This is a genomic window from Pleomorphomonas koreensis DSM 23070, assembly GCF_000425185.1.
In the GTDB taxonomy this organism is placed as follows: Bacteria; Pseudomonadota; Alphaproteobacteria; order Rhizobiales; family Pleomorphomonadaceae; genus Pleomorphomonas; species Pleomorphomonas koreensis.
The window spans coordinates 66,462-83,103 of the sequence record NZ_AULH01000019.1 but is presented as its reverse complement, the minus strand read 5'-3'; the positions used below and the strand labels follow the sequence as shown (position 1 = coordinate 83,103).

The 16,642-nt window shown below is 68.1% G+C and carries 20 protein-coding genes and 1 pseudogene; 8 read left to right on the top strand and 13 right to left on the bottom strand.

The window, feature by feature from the left end:
• Positions 1–624 (bottom strand): S24 family peptidase, encoded by a 624-nt coding sequence (locus H512_RS25935; RefSeq protein WP_156899540.1) that lies wholly within the window; start codon positions 622–624, stop codon positions 1–3.
• Between the two features lie 233 nt (positions 625–857).
• Here H512_RS25935 and H512_RS0116405 point away from each other — a divergent pair, with 233 nt between their 5' ends.
• Positions 858–1,142: a hypothetical protein gene (locus H512_RS0116405; protein WP_156899539.1), complete on the top strand. Its 285-nt coding sequence runs from the start codon at positions 858–860 to the stop codon at positions 1,140–1,142.
• 223 nt (positions 1,143–1,365) lie between these two features.
• On the opposite strand, the gene H512_RS0116400 is transcribed toward H512_RS0116405, so the two are convergent.
• The 4 genes and pseudogenes from H512_RS0116400 to H512_RS0116390 form a co-directional block, all read right to left on the bottom strand.
• Complete coding sequence (locus H512_RS0116400; RefSeq protein ID WP_026784366.1) at positions 1,366–1,656, bottom strand: HdeA/HdeB family chaperone; 291 nt, start codon at positions 1,654–1,656, stop codon at positions 1,366–1,368.
• A gap of 116 nt (positions 1,657–1,772) precedes the next feature.
• Complete coding sequence (locus H512_RS0116395; protein ID WP_026784365.1) at positions 1,773–2,426, bottom strand: glutathione S-transferase family protein; 654 nt, start codon at positions 2,424–2,426, stop codon at positions 1,773–1,775.
• A gap of 417 nt (positions 2,427–2,843) precedes the next feature.
• Positions 2,844–3,155, bottom strand: a pseudogene (locus H512_RS27655) (class I SAM-dependent methyltransferase); the annotation flags it as partial.
• 204 nt (positions 3,156–3,359) lie between these two features.
• A complete protein-coding gene (locus tag H512_RS0116390) occupies positions 3,360–4,253 on the bottom strand; it encodes a branched-chain amino acid aminotransferase (RefSeq protein WP_026784364.1) in 894 nt (297 codons plus the stop codon).
• Positions 4,254–4,471: 218 nt separating this feature from the next.
• On the opposite strand from H512_RS0116390, the gene H512_RS24500 reads away from it, so the two are divergent.
• The 4 genes from H512_RS24500 to H512_RS0116370 all read left to right on the top strand — a co-directional run bounded on the left by H512_RS24500 (position 4,472) and on the right by H512_RS0116370 (position 7,969).
• Positions 4,472–4,999, top strand: coding sequence for a MarR family winged helix-turn-helix transcriptional regulator (locus H512_RS24500; protein ID WP_053239968.1), 528 nt, complete (start codon positions 4,472–4,474; stop codon positions 4,997–4,999).
• 3 nt (positions 5,000–5,002) lie between these two features.
• Entirely contained in the window at positions 5,003–5,704 is a 702-nt protein-coding gene (locus H512_RS0116380; protein WP_026784363.1) for a response regulator, read from the top strand.
• Positions 5,705–5,711: 7 nt separating this feature from the next.
• Positions 5,712–7,184: an ATP-binding protein gene (locus H512_RS0116375; protein ID WP_084798547.1), complete on the top strand. Its 1,473-nt coding sequence runs from the start codon at positions 5,712–5,714 to the stop codon at positions 7,182–7,184.
• A 74-nt stretch (positions 7,185–7,258) separates the two neighbouring features.
• Complete coding sequence (locus H512_RS0116370; protein WP_210162714.1) at positions 7,259–7,969, top strand: methyltransferase family protein; 711 nt, start codon at positions 7,259–7,261, stop codon at positions 7,967–7,969.
• Positions 7,970–8,038: 69 nt separating this feature from the next.
• Here the strand turns inward: H512_RS0116370 and H512_RS0116365 are convergent, their stop codons facing one another.
• Positions 8,039–8,278, bottom strand: a complete 240-nt coding sequence (locus tag H512_RS0116365; RefSeq protein ID WP_026784360.1) for a hypothetical protein — start codon at positions 8,276–8,278, stop codon at positions 8,039–8,041.
• A gap of 337 nt (positions 8,279–8,615) precedes the next feature.
• On the opposite strand from H512_RS0116365, the gene H512_RS0116360 reads away from it, so the two are divergent.
• Positions 8,616–9,515 carry a LysR substrate-binding domain-containing protein gene (locus H512_RS0116360; protein ID WP_026784359.1) on the top strand — a complete coding sequence of 300 codons (900 nt, stop codon included), beginning with the start codon at positions 8,616–8,618 and terminating at the stop codon, positions 9,513–9,515.
• Between the two features lie 6 nt (positions 9,516–9,521).
• On the opposite strand, the gene H512_RS0116355 is transcribed toward H512_RS0116360, so the two are convergent.
• Together H512_RS0116355 and proC are read right to left on the bottom strand one after the other, a co-directional pair.
• Entirely contained in the window at positions 9,522–9,863 is a 342-nt protein-coding gene (locus H512_RS0116355) for a tRNA-binding protein (protein ID WP_026784358.1), read from the bottom strand.
• A gap of 3 nt (positions 9,864–9,866) precedes the next feature.
• Positions 9,867–10,688: a pyrroline-5-carboxylate reductase gene (gene proC / locus H512_RS0116350; protein ID WP_026784357.1), complete on the bottom strand. Its 822-nt coding sequence runs from the start codon at positions 10,686–10,688 to the stop codon at positions 9,867–9,869.
• 463 nt (positions 10,689–11,151) lie between these two features.
• Between proC and H512_RS0116345 the strand changes: the two genes are divergently transcribed.
• On the top strand, positions 11,152–11,763 hold the full coding sequence (locus tag H512_RS0116345) for an outer membrane protein (RefSeq protein WP_026784356.1): 612 nt from the start codon (positions 11,152–11,154) through the stop codon (positions 11,761–11,763).
• A 68-nt stretch (positions 11,764–11,831) separates the two neighbouring features.
• Here H512_RS0116345 and H512_RS0116340 read toward each other — a convergent pair whose 3' ends face one another.
• The 5 genes from H512_RS0116340 to H512_RS0116320 form a co-directional block, all read right to left on the bottom strand.
• Entirely contained in the window at positions 11,832–12,440 is a 609-nt protein-coding gene (locus H512_RS0116340; protein WP_342663971.1) for a glutathione S-transferase family protein, read from the bottom strand.
• A gap of 120 nt (positions 12,441–12,560) precedes the next feature.
• A complete protein-coding gene (locus tag H512_RS0116335) occupies positions 12,561–13,577 on the bottom strand; it encodes a DUF1176 domain-containing protein (protein ID WP_169507169.1) in 1,017 nt (338 codons plus the stop codon).
• 34 nt (positions 13,578–13,611) lie between these two features.
• Positions 13,612–14,241, bottom strand: coding sequence for a ribonuclease T2 family protein (locus H512_RS0116330; protein ID WP_026784353.1), 630 nt, complete (start codon positions 14,239–14,241; stop codon positions 13,612–13,614).
• Positions 14,238–14,624, bottom strand: a complete 387-nt coding sequence (locus tag H512_RS24495) for a hypothetical protein (RefSeq protein WP_053239967.1) — start codon at positions 14,622–14,624, stop codon at positions 14,238–14,240. The genes H512_RS0116330 and H512_RS24495 overlap by 4 nt, the downstream gene beginning before the upstream one ends.
• 82 nt (positions 14,625–14,706) lie before the next feature.
• On the bottom strand, positions 14,707–15,558 hold the full coding sequence (locus H512_RS0116320; protein WP_026784352.1) for a 23S rRNA (adenine(2030)-N(6))-methyltransferase RlmJ: 852 nt from the start codon (positions 15,556–15,558) through the stop codon (positions 14,707–14,709).
• Positions 15,559–15,768: 210 nt separating this feature from the next.
• Between H512_RS0116320 and H512_RS24490 the strand changes: the two genes are divergently transcribed.
• Positions 15,769–16,575 (top strand): SH3 domain-containing protein, encoded by an 807-nt coding sequence (locus H512_RS24490; protein ID WP_053239966.1) that lies wholly within the window; start codon positions 15,769–15,771, stop codon positions 16,573–16,575.
• Positions 16,576–16,642 lie beyond the last annotated feature (67 nt).

Below are 16,642 nucleotides of genomic sequence, written 5' to 3'. Positions count from 1 at the left end.
CTACAGTTCCCTGAAGGTCGCCACCGCCCGGCCAATCACCTCGACCGTGTCGAGGTCGAAATAGGATTGGAAGCCCGGAACCACCGAGGCCGGCACGAAACGGCCGGGATTGTCCTCGTACATCCGCAGCACCACCCCGCCGTCCCCCGTCGCCAGGACATAGACGGCGCGCCCCTCCCGCGCCACCCTGAAGAGGTCGACCAGGACGATGCTGTCCTTGGGAATGATCTGGCTCATCGAGTGATCGGCGAGCCTGATCGCCACGACGGCCCCCGTCACGCGAGGAAGATGGACGTTTCGGGCGCCTCTGGCGGCATCGGCCCTCCCGGCCAGGATCTCCGGCCGCCGGTCCGGCAGTTCCTCGATGCCGAACAGCGGAATGCCGCCGTCGAAACGTTCCTCAGGCGAATCGTCTTCCCCCAGCAGCCAGGCTTTCGACGTCTTGAGGACGGGCGCCAGCGCTTCGACGGTGCGGATGTTGACGCCGACGTCTATGCCTTGCGACTTCGCGCGCCTAATATTTCTGATGGCATCCTTGCTCAAACCGGCCGCCAGCGAGGCTGCGGAAGCAGAAAGCCCTACATCTTTAAGCTTCTTTTCTATTCTATCCAAAATATCCGCCATGATGGCGATTCATATAATACGGGTAGACTGCAAGAAAGCGGTTTAAATACCGAAACTAAGTTGCACCCCCCTGCGCGTTACATCTCAATTAGCAAGAATTTTTCACAATAACTACTGAGATATGGGGCAGGCCAGCAGCACAAAAACCGCCATCCTCACATTGCGCGGCACAACAGAATCGGTTATTTTACCTCTATGCGAGCAGATACAGCACCAAGGCATAGGGGATGGTGATGGAATTCCTGTCGGCTATTTATCTGTATTCGACGATAAGCGGCGCCCTTGTTGCTCTCTATTTCGGGATCCATCTGTTCATACTGAACTTGTTCATCCTATTCGGACTATGCCTGACTTTTTGCGGAGCAGGAAGTTACGGTTTCCTGAATTCAATTCTATTCACGTTTGTCGTGCTGATCTCAAATCAAGCCAGCTTCGCATGCGGTATTGTTTACAAATATTTTCACATTCTGGTGCCGGGCCGGATCGCGGACAAGAACAGGAAATCTCCCGCCGCCTGAGAGGCGCGAGCCTGGATCGGTAAGATAACCTTCCGGAGTCTTCGCAACCGGCCGGAACTGCTCGCGGAGAGCTGGCCCGCATGCGCCTTGCGACGGCCGACCGGGCGATGCCGGCTGTGCCGGTCGATCCGGCGGGACGATCGCCGGCTTCGGGGCAGACGCCATGAAATGACCGCCCGCCGGCGGCGGCCGGGGGCGGTCGCGATGTCCTGCCGATGACGGCTTATTCGTCTTCCGGCACCAGCTCCATGATCTTCTTGTCGGGCTCGCCGGCGCACTGGTCGGCGATCTGCTTCACGTTGGCGACGAGCTGGTCCATGTCGATCACCGTGTTGCCGCTCTGGTGGCTGAGATAGCCGTCGATCCAGACGACAGTCGGCAGGATGCCGTCCTCGTCGGCCAGGAACTGCTGGCAGGTGAGTTCGGCCATGTCGACCTTTTCACCGGCGGCGGCCAGCGTCGGCACGCCGAAAAGCAGCCCGCCGATGCCGGCGGCAACCCATGCTGATTTCATGATTTTCCCCTCCGGACGCGCCGGCACCGGGCGATCGCGCCCGCCGTCATCGCCCTGCTTCTGCATATCACGAAACAATCACTACGTAATATGCCTTAGCAGCCCCCATGCCTCGATCAGCCGGCCGGCGGCTTGCCGGTGTAGACCGCCAGCTGGGCCGCGAAAGCCCGCTGATAGGCGGGCCGCGCCTCGCCACGGCCGACATAGGCGGTGAGGTTGGGATAGCCGTCCAGAAGGCCCGACGACTTCAGCCTGAGCAGCACCGATACCATCATCAGGTCGCCGGCGCTGAAGGCGCCGTCGAGCCAGTCAGCATCGCCGAGGCGGGCGGAAAGCCGGACCAGCCGGTCGCGGACGCGGTCCTCGACCAGCGGCAGCCGCGCCTCGAACCAGCTCTTGCCGCTCTCCAGCAGCCTGACGATTTCAAGGTCGAAGATCGGCGGCTCCACCGTATTGAGCGCCGCGAACATCCAGGTGATCGCCCGCGCCCGGGCATTGGGGTCGTCCGGCAGCAGGCCCGCATGACGCTCGGCGATGTGCAGCACGATCGCCCCGGTCTCGAACAGGGCGAGATCGCCCTCCTGATAAGTCGGAATCTGCCCGAAAGGATGCAGCGCGAGATGCGCCGGCTCCTTCATCGCCGCGAACGACACGAGACGGACCGCGTAGGGCTGGCCCACTTCCTCAAGCGCCCAGCGAACGCGCGTGTCGCGCGCCAGCCCCTTGCCGCCATCGGGCGATCGTTCGAAGGCGGTGATGGTGATGGTCATCGCCAGTCTCCTTTCCCGGCCACGGCGGCCGGCTCGAATGCCTGACGGTCCGAGATCAGCGAGGCAGCCGATAGACGGACACGTGTGAACGCGACTTGGCAGTGAACGGCGTGCCGATCCAGTCCGCCGACCTCTCCTCAAGCTCGAAGCCGGCCAGCTGCCCATCAGGTCCAGCTCGGTCGGCCAGACGTAGCGATGGGACGAGCGCGTCAGGGCCGCCTGTCCGTCATCATCGAAGCGGAAGTGATGCGATACGACGCGCTGATTCAGCACGTCGTAGGTGTCCAGGCCGACATATCCGGGCTCGGTTTGCCAGACGACAGCATCCTGGCCGGGCGGCAGCTTACGCAGTTCGGGAACCCACAGCTCGATCACGAACCGTCCGCCGGGGTCCAGATGTCGCGCCGCGTTGCGGAAGCAGGCAACCTGCTCCGCCTGCGTCAGAAGGTTGGATATGGTGTTGTAGACGAGATAGACCAGCGCGAAGCGGCCGGGCGCCCGCGCCGTCGCCATGTCGCCGATGACGACCGGAATCCGCGCCTCGTCGGCCTTGGTGCGCAACTGAGCGACCATCGCCGTCGACAGCTCTATCCCCGTGACGGAAACGCCCTTGCGGCTGAGCGGAACGGCAACCCGCCCGGTTCCGATGGCGAATTCCAGCGCGCGGCCGCCAGCGGCCAGAGCGGCGAGCCGATCGACCGCCGGCTCCAGCACCTCCGGCGCGAACATGCCGGTACCCGGCGTGTCGTAGTCCCTGGCGGTTTCGTCGTCCCAGCAATCGTGGTGGCTCATGCGCGGCCTCCTCCCGGCGGCATGTTCGCCGCATCCGGGGATGGAATCCAGCGAAACCGCGCGATCGAGGTGTCTACCAAAACACAAACCCCGCCGCGCTGGTGCGCGACGGGGTCATGATTGACGAGAAGGACCGGCTGGTCATTCGGCGGCGGCGACCTTCTTCGGCTGCACTTCGTCGAGATAGGCGTGCATCAACAATTCGCTGATCGCGCCGGGCTTGAAGCGGTAATCGCCGATCTCGGAGATCGGCGTCACCTCGGCGGCGGTGCCGACCAGGAAAGCCTCGGTGAAGGTCGAAAGCTCCTCCGGCAGGATGTGGCGGCGGTTGACCTTGATGCCGTGACGGGCGGCGATCGCCTCCACCGACTGGCGAGTGATGCTGTCGAGGAAGCAGTCCGGCTCCGGCGTGTGGAGTTCGCCGTCGCGGACGAAGACGATGTTGGCACCGGTCGATTCCGCCACATAGCCGCGATAGTCGAGCATCAGCGCGTCGGTGTAGCCCTCGGCCTCGGCGGCATGCTTGGACAGCGTGCAGATCATGTAGAGGCCGGCCGCCTTCGACTTGCAGGGGATGGTCAGCGGGTCGGGCCGGCGGTAGCGCGCCCAGGTCAGGCGGATGCCCTTCAGCTTCTCGGCCGGGCTGAAGTAGCTCGGCCACTCCCAGACGGCGATCGCCATGTGGATGGTGTTGTTGGGCGCCGACACGCCCATCGCTTCCGAGCCGCGCCAGGCGACCGGCCGCACGTAGGCGTCGACAAGGCCGGAGCGGGCCAGCGTTTCCCTGGTCGCCGCCTCGATCTCCTCGAGGCTGTAGGGCAGCTTGAAGCCGAGGATCTCGGCCGAGTCGATCAGCCGCTGGCTGTGTTCCCTCAGCTTGTAGACCTCGCCGCCATAGGCGCGCTCGCCCTCGAAGACGGCGCTGCCGTAATGGAGCGCGTGGGTCAGAACATGCACCTTGGCGTCCTTCCAGTCGACGAACTTGCCGTCGTACCAGATCACACCGTCGCGGCTGTCAAACGGGACATTGGCCATTTTGAACTCCCAGACCTCTTCTTCTCTTTTGCTGCCCGTCACCTTCGGGCAATGGCGCGGCATGCACCGGCGAAGCGTTTTGCCTCGGCGTCGACAAGCGGCTATGCTTGCGAACCGATGGTCCCGGCAGCGCCGGAGGTCCGTCGCGGCCGCGTCGTGCGAACGATCGTTTCGTCGTGACGGGAGTTCAAGTAACAAATGAATCGAAGTATGTCAACATGGCTGCCATAAATTTCCAGCGCGACGCCGCGAGTCCATCCACCGATTCCGCGGTGAGTCGGCCCGACGGCAACGGCGGCGACGGGCTCGACCTCGAACTGATCGAGCTTTTGTTCTTTGCCTACCGGGACTTCGTCGGCGAAGCGGACCACATCCTGGAAGAGATCGGCTACGGCCGCGCCCATCACCGCGTCGTCTATTTCGTGACGCGCCATCCCGGCCTGCGCGTCTCCGATCTCCTCGACATCCTGCAGATCACCAAGCAGAGTCTCGGCCGCGTGCTGAAGCAGCTCGTCGACGACGGCTACATCGAGCAGCGCCCCGGCCCGGTCGACCGGCGCGAGCGGCTGCTCTATGCCTCCGGGAAGGGAGAGCGCCTCGCCTACGACCTGTCGGCCCGCCAGCATGCCCGCGTCGAGCGGGCGCTCGCCACGCTGCCGTCGGGCGCCCGCGCCCTGGTGCGCGACTTTCTCGGCAACATGATCGACGCCCGCGCTCCCGGCGCGCCGGCCGAACGGGAAGGCTGAACGATGTCCACCCTGCCGCCCGCCGACGGCGCCAGCCACGTCCTCGTCGTCGATGACGACAGCCGCATCCGCCAGTTGCTCGCCAAGTATCTCGGCGGCAACGGCTATCGCGTCACCGCCGCCGCCGACGCCGCCGAGGCGCGGCGCAAGATCTCGGCCATCGAGTTCGACGTGCTCGTCGTCGACGTGATGATGCCGGGCGAGGACGGCCTGTCGCTCACCCGGGCGCTCAGCGCGGCGCAGGACGTGCCCATCCTGCTCTTGACGGCCAGGTCCGACGGCGCCGACCGCATCCGCGGCCTCGAGGCCGGCGCCGACGACTATCTCACCAAGCCCTTCGAGCCGCGCGAGCTGCTCTTGCGCCTCAACAACCTTCTCAAGCGCCGGCCGCTGCCGGAGGCGCCGCTCACCCGCGAGGAAATCCGCTTCGGCCGCTTCGTGTTCGACGCCAGGCGCGAGGAGCTGTGCGACGGCGAAACGACCCTGCGCCTCACCGACCGCGAGCGGCAGCTGCTCGCCCAGTTCGCCGCCAGCCCGGACGGCACGCTGTCGCGCGAGGCCCTTGCCGGTGAGCCGGGCGAGGTCGGCGAGCGCACCATCGACGTGCAGATCAACCGCCTGCGCCGCAAGATCGAGGACGATCCCGGCAATCCCCTGTTCCTCCAGACGGTGCGCGGCGTCGGCTATCGCCTGCGCTTCGAGTGAGCGGCCGATGAGCGGAGATCGGACAAGCGATGCGCCCGAACCCTTCGAGCCGCGCGGCCGCTTCGCCGCCGGCCTCGACCGAATCGACCGCCTGATCCGCCACCTCAGGCATCTCATCGCCCGCTACAGCCCGCGGCCGTTGCGCCGGGCCTGGATGCGCGTCGGTTACGTCATCAATCAGTCGCTGCCCAAGGGTCTGCTCGGCCGTTCGCTGCTGATCGTCGTGGTGCCGATGCTGATCCTGCTCGGCGTGCTGACCGGCGTGTTCATGGATCGCCACTGGATGCTGGTCACCCAGCGCCTGTCGGATGCCGTCGCCGGCTCCATCGTCGGCCTTGCCAACATCTCCGACGCCGCGCTGCCCGAGGATCTGCGCACCGACATCGTCCGCTCGGCCGGCCAGGCGATGGGCCTGACGGCGGAGATCCTGCCGCCGAGCGAGGTCGGCCGCACGCGCCGGCTGTCCGGCGACATCGTCCACCAGATGCTGGCGAGCGGCATCGTCAAGCGGACGCGCATGCCCTTCTCCATCCGCGACATCGACGGCGGCGACCGCGTCGAGGTGCGCATCGTGGTTCATGCCGGCATCCTCAGGGCGGACTTCCCCCGCAGCCTCGCCTATGCCGCCAACTGGCACTTCTTCCTGGTGTGGATGGCCGCCACCGCCCTGTTCCTGGTGACGGTGTCGCTGATCTTCCTGCGCAACCAGATCAAGCCGATCGAACGGCTGGCCGCCGCCGCCGAGGCCTTCGGCCGCGGCCGGCCGGTGGAGGGCTTCGCGCCCACCGGTGCCCGCGAGGTGCGGCAGGCAGCGCACGCCTTCATCGGCATGCGGCGGCGCATCGAGCGGCAGATCGAACAGCGCACCACCATGCTGGCCGGCGTCGGCCACGACCTGAAGACCATCCTCACCCGCTTCCGCCTCGGCCTCGCGCTGTTGCCCGAGAGCGAGGAGACGGCGGCGCTTGGCGCCGACGTCGCCGAAATGGAAGCCATGCTGGAAGCCTACGTCGATTTCGCCCGCGGCGATGCCGATGAGGCGCCGCAGCCGCTCGACGTCGAGGCGGTGCTCGCCGACTGCCTGCGCCAGGCGGCCGGCCCGGCCGGCCGGACGGCCCATTTCGCCTTCACCGGCAATAGCGGCGTGACGCTGCGCCCCACCGCCTTCCGGCGGCTGATCGCCAACCTCGTCGGCAACGCCGTCCGCTACGGCCGCTCCGCAGTGTGGGTGACGGCCGAGCGGCGCGAGGGCTGGCTGTCGGTGATCGTCGAGGACGACGGACCCGGCATTCCCGACGACGAGCTGGAGGCGGTGTTCCGGCCCTTCTACCGGCTCGACGCGGCGCGCAACCAGGACGTCCCCGGCACCGGCCTCGGCCTCGCCATCGCCCGCGACGTCGCCCGCAGCCACGGCGGCGACATCGCGCTCGATCCGAGCCCGCGCGGCGGCCTCAGGGCGACGGTGCGCCTGCCGGCCTGACGGAGCGGCCCGAACGGAGGGCAAGTCGTGCTAAGGCCGAGCAATCGCCTTCGGCCGGACAAGGGATACGCGACATGGAGAACACCGAACCGCCGCGTGAGCCCGACGCCATGTCGCGAGGCGCCGCCATTGCCTATGCGGCCGGCCTGCCGCTGGCGCTGCTTCTGTTGATCTTCCTGCCGGCCGGCACCATCGCCTGGTGGCCCGGCTGGATATTCATCGCCGTGCTGAGCGCCGGCTTCAGCGTCTCGGCCCTGGTGCTGGCCCGAGTCAACCCGATCATCTATCGCGCACGGAGCCGGTTTCAGGCCGGCACCAGGAGCTGGGACAAGGCGCTGCTCTCGGTCATCCTGCCGGCCATGGCGGCGATCCTGCCGGTGGCGGCGCTCGATGCCGGGCGGTTCCATTGGTTGCCCGTGCCGCTCTGGGCGGTGCTCTTGGGCTATGCCGGCGTGCTCCTCGGCATAGCGACAACCGCCTGGGCGCAGGCGGTCAACCCATTCTTCGAGCCGGGCGTCCGCATCCAGTCCGAGCGGCGGCAGCGGGTGATCGACAGCGGTCCCTACCGGTTCGTCCGTCACCCCGGCTATGTCGCCGCCGTCGTGCTGTTCTTCGGCATGGCGCTGGCGCTCGGCTCGGTGTGGGCTCTGGCGCCAGCCGCGCTGGCCTCGGGGCTGCTCGTCCTGCGGACCGCCTGGGAGGATCGGCTGCTGCGGGCCGAACTTGCCGGCTACGACGCCTATGCCCGCCGGGTGCGATGGAGGCTGGTCCCCGGTCTCTGGTGAAGTCGTCATGCAAAACGCCCCGGCGCGGTCGGCACCGGGGCGTCGTCAAGCCAATCGCTTGCGGTTTCGTCAGGCGGCGCGCTTCTGCGGCGGCGGCATGCGCAGGTTGGCCACCGGCTCCCAGACGGCGCGGTCGATCTCCCGCTCGGCCGTCTCGCGGCAGAAGCCGATATCGTCGAGCAGATAGGGATCCTCGACCAGCCGCTGCAGATCCTGGCGCAGCACGCGGCGTTTGCGCCACTGCCGGTAGATCTGGCCCGGATTGAAGGTCGTGCCGAACCACTGACGGAGAGGCATCGAGAAGATCATGATAGAACTCCGTGGGTCTTCATCTGAGGTCTATATGGCCGCCGCCGCCCGCCCCTTCAAACGCCTTTTTCGTCCGCTTGACGTTCCAAAAACTCAACTGTAAACAAATCCTTGCCAAGGGCGGGCCGCGACCGCTTCAACGGCCCGCCGCCTTGCGGGGTAGTGCGTAGACGAGCGTCATAATTCCGACAAAACAGGCCTTTGGCGGCAGCCGGCCTACGGGTTTTGTGGGAGGAGGATGCCCACTGATACCTTGGTCGAGGCGGCCTTGTCGCGCGGCGCGGCGATGGTTGTCCGTGCGTGAAAATCAACCGGGAACGGGATAGAGGAGCCGATCGTGGCCGTCCACCGCCTGCCCAGCCTCAACGCCCTCAAGGCCTTCGAGAGCGTCGCCCGCCTCGGCGCGCTCAACCGCGCCGCCGAGGAGCTGAACGTCACCGAGAGCGCCGTCAGCCGGCAGATCCGCGCCCTGGAGGACGACCTGCGCGTCGAGCTGTTCCGCCGCGTCCACCGCGGCGTCCGCCTGTCGCCGGAGGGCGAGCAGCTGGCGCTGTCGCTCGGCACCGCCTTCGAGGCGATTCGCCGCGGGGTCGAGCAGATCCGCGCCCGGCCGGGCGTCATCCGCGTCCGCACGCCGCCGACCTTCGGCGCCCGCTGGCTGCTGCCGCGCCTCCGCAGCTTCGAGACGGCCAACCCCGATCTCACGGTGCGCGTGTCGGTGCTGTGGGAGAACATGGAGCCAAGCGACGTCGAGAACGACGTCGGCATCCTCTACGAATCGCGCCTGTGGCAGCCGGAGGAACTGGTGCCCTTCCTGATGGAGCGGCTGACGCCGGTCTGCTCGCCGGCCTATTACCAGACCATCGCCCATCTCGAGCCGATCGATCAGTTGCGCCGCGGGCAGATCCTGCATTCGGCCGGCTTCGGCGACTGGAAGCGCTGGGTGGCCCGCGCCTTCGGCGACAACGCGCTCGACGTCGAGCACGGCGAGATCTTCGACACCATGGACACCGCCCTGCGCGCCGCCGAGGCGGGGCGGGGCTTTGCCATCGCCGATCTGTCGATGATCGACGACGACCTGACGCTCGGCCGCCTGGTGGCGCCGTTCCGCGTCGTCGCCGCCGGCGCCGACAACTTTTATCTTGTCCGCCGCGACCGCCTCCGGCCGAAGCCGGAGGTGACGCGCTTCGTCGAATGGCTCTACGCCCAGGTCGAGGAAATGAACGAGGCGCGCTGACCCAACCTAATAGAGACGGCCGCCGACCACCGCGTCCCTGTCGGGCGCCACCAGCACGACATGGCCGGCGGCGTCGGGCACGCCGAGCGTCAGCACCTCCGAACGCATCGGCCCGATCTGCTTGGGCGGGAAGTTGACAACGCCGAGCACCAGCCGGCCGACCAGTTCCTCCACCGTGTAGTTCTCGGTGATCTGCGCCGACGAACGCCGTTCGCCGATCTCCGGTCCGAAGTCGATGATGAGCTTGTAGGCGGGCCGCCGCGCTTCCTTGAATATCTCGGCCGCCACGATGCGGCCGACGCGTATGTCGACCTTCAGGAAGTCGTCGTAGCCGATCAGGTCGGTCATGGCTCAGCCCGCCAGTTCGCGCGAGCGGCGGACGGCGGCGGCGACCGCTTCGTCGATCAGCCCCTGCCAGCCGGTCTCGCCCATCAGTACGGCCAGTGCGGCAGCGGTGGTGCCGCCCGGCGAGGTGACGTTCTTCCGGAGCGTCGCGGCGTCGGTCGGCACGCCGCCCATCAGCGCGCCGGCGCCGACGACGGTCTGGCGGGCCAGGAGCATGGCGAGGTCGCGGGGAAGGCCGGCCTTCTCACCGGCGGCGGCCATTGCCTCGACCATCAGGAAGACATAGGCCGGCCCGCTGCCCGACAGGCCGGTGACCGCGTCGATCAGCGCCTCGTCATCGATCCAGGCCGACTTGCCGACCGCGTCGAGCAGGCCGGTCACCAGGCGCCGTTGCGTCGGAGTGACGGCGGCGTTGCCGACCGCCACCGACATGCCCTGCCCCACCTGGGCCGGCGTGTTGGGCATGACGCGGATGATCGGTCCGTCGCCGAGCGCCGCCGAGAGAGTGGCCAGCGTCGTGCCGGCGGCGATCGACACCACCAGCGTCGCCGGTCCCACCACGCGCCTCAGCGCCGGCAGCGCCTCGCCCATCTGTTGCGGCTTGACGGCCAGCACCACCACGTCGGCCGGCTCGGTGATGTCGGCGGCGTCCTTGTGATGGGCGATGGAATACTCGATCAGCATCGAGAAGGCCTCGGAGCCGATATGCGGATCGACGATCGCCACCGCCCTGGGGCTCATTCCCTTCCTGAGCCAGCCGTGCAGCATGGCCCCGCCCATCTTGCCGGCTCCGACGAGCACGAGCGAACCGATATCCGAAAGCGGCATGACGATCTCCCCGTCCGGCCCGGCCGCCCCGGCGTGGGGCGCGGCGGTCCGTCCTCCCGGTCTGCCACAAATCGGCCGGGCAGGAAAGCCGTGGCAACCGGCGGTCGGTCCATCGCCCTCTCCGATTCGGCAGGGGCATCCGCGCGGCGCTGACGACGCGGCGGCGCCCTCATTTATGGTTAATCGAACGTGATCGGAAATCGCGGAATCGTGATAATATTCATTTGTATTAAATTTCGATTGCCCCGGCGTTTCAGATCAATAACCATACTGTTGCATCAATACATCATCCAGAGGTCGCCGTCTCCTTGCCAAGATTTCGTCAAATTCTCGCATGGACGTCGCCTCATTTGGACATCATCTTCTGCCCATCGAACAGCCGGACAGCAATTGCTTACGGCCTTGATGATGGATGTGCGAAGGCGCGCGAAGGCGCCCCCGCACCGGATGTAAGGAGTGAAGAATGAGCAAGCTGCTTCTTGGCGCCGTCGCCGGTACAGCCCTTCTCCTGTCGGCCCCGGTTTTCGCCGCCGACCTCAACGAGCCGATCCCCCAGGCTCCCTACGCTCCGCCGGTCACCTCCAGCGCCTTCGACTGGACTGGCGCCTATGTCGGCGCCAACGTCGGCTACAGCTGGGCCAACCAGGCCGAGTCGGCTGGCAAGGGTCATGACGCGGTGGTGGGCGGCGTGTTCGCCGGCTACAACTATCAGATGCCGAACAACTTCGTCGTCGGCGGCGAGGGCGAGGTCGCCTATGGCGGCGCCGACCCGCTGGCCACCTGGACGGGCGCCGTGCGCGGCCGCGCCGGCTATGCCTTCGACAACCTCCTGGTCTACGGCACGGTCGGCGGCCTGGTCGGCCAGGGCGAGATGAAGAACAACGGCACCTCCACCACCCGCACCCACGTCGGCTATCAGGTCGGCGCCGGCCTTGAGGCGGCTCTGACGACCAACGTCACGGCCCGCGCCGAGTATCTCTACACCGGCACCAACGACCGCGACTATGGTGCGGCCGGCGGCCAGGGCGACCTCAGCGGCAATGCCGTCCGCGTCGGCATCGGCTACAAGTTCTGATCCTTCACAAGGGTCAGGCTGACAAAGGCCCCGGAAGCGCTGCTTCCGGGGCCTTTTCGCATTGATCGTCAGCGCGGCGCGGTAGCGTCGAAGCCGGGGCAGCGGCCGGCGAAACGCTCGAACCAGCCGGCGAGGCGCGGCCGGCCGGCCCGCCAGTCGTCGCCGAGGCGGAAGTCGATGAAGCCGAGGCCGCAGGCGACGGCGATCTCCCCGACCAGGATATCGCTTTCCGACGGCGGCGCAGCGTCGAGGAGATCGAGGGCGCGACCCATCTTGCCGGCCTGATAGGCGAGCCAGCGCTCCGAGCGCTGCGGCGCCTCGCGGAACAGCGTCTCCAGACGCCTGAGCACGCTGGCATCGAGGATGCCGTCGCCGATCGCCTGCAGCTTCAGCGCCGCGAATCGCGCCGCCGGCCCGGCCGGAATGAGGCGGCCGCCGCCGGCCAGATGGTCGAAGTATTCGAGGATGACGCGGCTGTCATAGAGCGCCGTGCCGTCGGCGAGCAGCAAGGTCGGGATCTTGCCGAGCGGATTCTGCGTTCTGAGGCTGTCGGCTTCGTCGAAGAAGTCGGCCGGCACCACCTCGATCCGCTCGCTGAGGCCAAGCACGGCGGCGGCGAGGCGCGGCTTGCGCCCGAAGGGCGAAGTCAGCGAGGTGCGCAGGATCATCTCGGCCATGGCGGTCCTTCCGGTGGCTCGGCACGGCCAACGCCCGGACCTGTCCGGACCGCCGCTCTGGTCTTTATGTCTGCGCATCGGAGTCTTCCGAAAAGCGGAGCTGCCTTTCGGTCCGATGGCTCAGCGCGGCGGATAGACGTCCTTCCAGTCGGTCGCGCCGGCGCCGCAGGCCGTGCCGGCCGACAGCGCGTCGAGGCGGAAGGCGGTGTCGGCGAAGGTCCAGCGCCCCCGGAACGGACAGCCGTGATCGTCGGCGCCCCTGCCCTCCAGCCGGCGGCTCTGGGGATCGTAGGCAACGTCGAACAGCACATCGACGCCATACCAGCCCAGCCGGTCGGAGAATCCGGCGAAGAGGAGCGGCGTCATGCCGCCGATCTCGCCGCTTTCGATCAGGTAGAGGCGGGAAGCGATACCTTCGGCACTGCGGAAGCAGGGAAGAGCGTAGAGCGTCGCCGTCTCGGACAGCGCGCCGATCAGCGGCTTCGTGTCGGCGATATCGGCGGCGTCGGGCGTCTCGCAGGCGGCGGAGGCGAGGTGCAGTTCCAGCAGGCGCGGCGGCACGCCGGCCGCCACCAGATGGGCGGCAACGTCGACGTCCGGCGCCTCCGGCAGGCCGACCGGCGGCCCGGCCCGGCGGTCGCCGGGAATGCGGCCCTGCTGGCGGTCGATCTCGTTGAGGGCCGGCGCCAGGCCGTCGAGCGGGAAGCGGTCGGAATGCGGCGCGCCGGCGATGTCGATGAAGGAGAAACGCAGCATGTGGCCGCGCTGCACCTGCAGCATCAGCCGGTCGAGCGCCGTCGGCGACACGATGTAATAGTCGGACGGGTTGACGAAGGGCGCGTAGTCCGACACCGGCCGCAGCGTGATGTCGACGCCGTTGTCGACAGAGAGCGCCACGGGGCGGTCGCGGTCGGCCAGCACGCCGAGCGTCGAGATCGACGCCGCCCAGCGCGCCCGGCTCTCCGGCGCCCGCGACAGCACGAAGACGCTGGCCTTGTCGGGGTTGACTGCCTGCACCGTGGCCGCGCAGTGCAGACTGTCGTCGCAGACCACGGAGAAACCGCCGAAGCGCTTGGCGACCTGCGCCGAGGCATCCGCCACTATGCAGAAGGCGATCGCCACAAGCGCCAAACCCAACACCAACCGCCGCGACATGTCTCCCCCGATCGTCTTATCTCAATGGCGGCAGCACCACCCGGTCGGCGCGGCAGCCTCGTCTGTCGACCTCCTCGCAGGCGCGGAAGTCGAGGCCGCGCGTCAGGCAGATGCGCACCTCCCGGAGGCGGCGCCCGTCGCAAGTAACGGCGATGCCGCTCGGCCGGAGGCCGGGATTGGCGGCAAGGAAGGCCGCTTCCACCCCGGCGGGAGAAACCATGACATACTTGTCGAGCCGCTGGAAGGCGGCGGGAATGCGGACCGCCTCGCGCGCCGCCCGGATCGTCTTGAGATAGTCGGCCGGCGACAGGCCCGAGCAGGCGCCGTGCCGCCGCCATTCGTGGCGGACGAGGCCGCGCGCCGGCATCAGGTCGGCGAGCGCCCGCACGTCGGCCTCGCGCGGCGCGACATCGGTGGGGCAATCCTCGGGAAAGCCGCGCTCGTGTTGCGGCCAGAGGCCATGCACCAGGAAGCCGAAGCGGCGGCCGTTCTCGCATTGCGCGTCGCCGCGCGATCCGCCCTCCGCCTCGCAGTAGCTCGGCGACCAGGTGAGCGACAGGACGTAGAAATCGAACGGCGCCGACCAGGCGGCGGCCGGCCAGACCGCCACGAGCAGCAACAGCAGGCGGATGAATCGACCCGTCACTTCAGGACCTGGCAGTCGGCGCCGTAGACGCGATAGGGATCGTGACCGGACAGGCAGAACTCGACGTTCCAGCCGGAACCGGCAAAGCCCTCGTTCGCCGACACCACGTAGTAGAGCCTCGTCGGCAGCGCGCCGGTGAGCGCGGCGCGGGCCGCGCAATGGCGGCGGTCGATCGAGCTGAAGCCATCGGTGACCAGCCGCCGCTCGCCGATGCGGTCGACGGCGGCGATGGTGATGCCGTCCCTCCAGGTGTTGGCCTCGGCCCAGGCCTGGCGGCTCGTCAGGGTGGACAGCACCGAGGCATCGTCGCAGGCCGGCAATTGGCCGGCGGCGGCCATCACGGTCGAACAGCAAAGCGCAAGCGCGGCAGCGGCAAGGCGCATGGATCGCTCTCCCCAGGAATCAGCATCGACGGCGACAGTGAGCCAGCGCCGCAGGCTGGTCAAGCGGGCGGATCCGGGCGGGTCAGCCGTCCTCGGCGAGGCGGAGGACGCGGCCGCCGGCGCCGGCATCCTCGGCGAGGAGGCCGGTCAGCTCGGGCAGGATCGCCTCGGTCTCGTCGGCCAGCCTGAAGGGCGGGTTGGCGATCAGCACGCCGGCGCCGGCGAGCGGCCCCTCGCCGCCCGGCGCGCGCACCCATTGCTCGATGGCGACGAGGCGCGGATAGCCCGCGCCGGCCGCCTCGGCCAGGAAGGCGTCGACGGCGGCGACATCCTTGATCGGATACCAGATCAGCAGGCAACCGGTGGCGAAGCGCTTGCGGGCGTCCAGCACGGCACGAGCGAGGCGGTCGAATTCGCCGGCCTCCTCGAAAGGCGGATCGATCACCACGAGGCCGCGCCGCTCGCGCGGCGGCAGCTGGGCGCGGACGGTGACATAGCCATCCTCCGAGCCGACGCGCACCCGCCGGTCGCCGGCGTAGAGCGCCGCCAGCGTTGCCGCGTCCTGCGGATGCAACTCGTTGAAGTGGAAGCGATCCTGGAGACGGCCGAGCGCCGTGGCGATGGCCGGCGAGCCGGGATAGAGTAGGAGATCGTCGCCGCCGTTGACGGCGCGGAGCGCCGCCTGCCACGGCGCCAGCCAGTCGGCGAGCGCCGGCGACAGGCGCGCCGCCCGGATGCGGCCGACGCCGCCGCGCCATTCGCCGGTGCGGAGCGCCTCGTCGGCGGCGAGGTCGTAGAGGCCGATGCCGGCGTGCGTGTCGATGACGCGGTAGCCGGCGTCCTTCAGGCCGAGATAGGCGAGGACGCGGGCGAGCAGCGCGTGCTTCAGCACGTCGGCGAAATTTCCAGCATGGAAGGCGTGGCGGTAGTTCATGGGCGAGAGCTAGAGCATCGGCGCGCCCGACGGCAAGGAAATTCGCCGTTGCCGCAACGCGGCCGCATCTGCAACCCAAGCTCGGTGTCGGGCGTTGAGTCGCAGATGAACGGCCTATGAACGACGGGTTCAGCCGCCGCTCAACGGAACAATGCAATAAGTTCGAACATAGGATGCCCGGCCAACCGGACCGGCACAGGAGGATAGCCAATGTTGAAACCCTTGTTGTCGATTGCCGCGCTCGCCGTCGCGACCGTGGCCGCACCGGCGGTGGCGTCCGCCGCGCCCGCCCAGGTCACCGCCAACGTCAACCTTCGGACCGGTCCGGGAACCAACTACTATCCAATCCTGGTATTGCCGGCCGGCGCGCCGGTCGAGCTTTACGGCTGCCTGCAGGGCTATACCTGGTGTGACGTCTCCTATGGCCGCGAACGCGGCTGGGTGTCGTCGCGCTATCTCTCCACCTTCTACAGCGGTCAGGCCTACCGGCCGCGGCCCTATGTGTCGGTGCCCTTCCTCAGCTTCAACTTCGGCTACTGGGACAACCATTACGCCAAGCGGCCGTGGTATCAGTACCGTCCGCGCCCCGGCCGGCCGGGTCCGGATTGGGACCGTGGCCCGGACCGTCCGCGTCCTGACTGGGACCGCGGCCCGGACCGTCCGCGTCCGGGTTGGGACCGCGGCCCCGGCCGGCCGGGCCCGGACTGGAATCGCGACAGGGATCGTCCGCGCCCCGAGCCTGACTGGCGTCCTGGCCCCGATCGGCGTCCCCAGCCCGACTGGCGCGACGGAGACCGGAGAGACGATCGCAATCCGCCGCGCGTAGACCGCCAGGACGATCGTGATCGCAATCCGCCTCGCATGGAACGCCCGGACAACCGCGGCGGCATGTCAATGGGTATGGGGCGCCAGGACAACCGCGACCGCACTCCGCCGAGTTTTGAGCGCCGGCCTCCGAACATGCAGGGACAACCGCCCTGCGATCCGAGGAACCCCAACGCCAACTGCTCGCAGTGACCCGGCCGGGGACTTGCATCCCCGCCCGCTCATGAGAACCTGGCTCACCGCTCCGGCGGTGAGCCGA

What these genes read in the sequence shown, in the direction of transcription:
- H512_RS24500 (WP_053239968.1), top strand. Translation starts at nt 4,472, where the DNA reads ATGGCTGCCATAAATTTCCAGCGCGACGCCGCGAGTCCATCCACCGAT.
- H512_RS0116405 (WP_156899539.1), top strand. Translation starts at nt 858, where the DNA reads ATGGAATTCCTGTCGGCTATTTATCTGTATTCGACGATAAGCGGCGCC.
- H512_RS25935 (WP_156899540.1), bottom strand. Translation starts at nt 624, where the DNA reads ATGGCGGATATTTTGGATAGAATAGAAAAGAAGCTTAAAGATGTAGGG.
- H512_RS0116375 (WP_084798547.1), top strand. Translation starts at nt 5,712, where the DNA reads ATGAGCGGAGATCGGACAAGCGATGCGCCCGAACCCTTCGAGCCGCGC.
- H512_RS0116390 (WP_026784364.1), bottom strand. Translation starts at nt 4,253, where the DNA reads ATGGCCAATGTCCCGTTTGACAGCCGCGACGGTGTGATCTGGTACGAC.
- H512_RS24495 (WP_053239967.1), bottom strand. Translation starts at nt 14,624, where the DNA reads ATGCGCCTTGCCGCTGCCGCGCTTGCGCTTTGCTGTTCGACCGTGATG.
- H512_RS0116340 (WP_342663971.1), bottom strand. Translation starts at nt 12,440, where the DNA reads ATGGCCGAGATGATCCTGCGCACCTCGCTGACTTCGCCCTTCGGGCGC.
- H512_RS0116380 (WP_026784363.1), top strand. Translation starts at nt 5,003, where the DNA reads ATGTCCACCCTGCCGCCCGCCGACGGCGCCAGCCACGTCCTCGTCGTC.
- H512_RS0116365 (WP_026784360.1), bottom strand. Translation starts at nt 8,278, where the DNA reads ATGATCTTCTCGATGCCTCTCCGTCAGTGGTTCGGCACGACCTTCAAT.
- H512_RS24490 (WP_053239966.1), top strand. Translation starts at nt 15,769, where the DNA reads ATGTTGAAACCCTTGTTGTCGATTGCCGCGCTCGCCGTCGCGACCGTG.
- H512_RS0116345 (WP_026784356.1), top strand. Translation starts at nt 11,152, where the DNA reads ATGAGCAAGCTGCTTCTTGGCGCCGTCGCCGGTACAGCCCTTCTCCTG.
- H512_RS0116320 (WP_026784352.1), bottom strand. Translation starts at nt 15,558, where the DNA reads ATGAACTACCGCCACGCCTTCCATGCTGGAAATTTCGCCGACGTGCTG.
- proC (WP_026784357.1), bottom strand. Translation starts at nt 10,688, where the DNA reads ATGCCGCTTTCGGATATCGGTTCGCTCGTGCTCGTCGGAGCCGGCAAG.
- H512_RS0116370 (WP_210162714.1), top strand. Translation starts at nt 7,259, where the DNA reads ATGGAGAACACCGAACCGCCGCGTGAGCCCGACGCCATGTCGCGAGGC.
- H512_RS0116395 (WP_026784365.1), bottom strand. Translation starts at nt 2,426, where the DNA reads ATGACCATCACCATCACCGCCTTCGAACGATCGCCCGATGGCGGCAAG.
- H512_RS0116400 (WP_026784366.1), bottom strand. Translation starts at nt 1,656, where the DNA reads ATGAAATCAGCATGGGTTGCCGCCGGCATCGGCGGGCTGCTTTTCGGC.
- H512_RS0116355 (WP_026784358.1), bottom strand. Translation starts at nt 9,863, where the DNA reads ATGACCGACCTGATCGGCTACGACGACTTCCTGAAGGTCGACATACGC.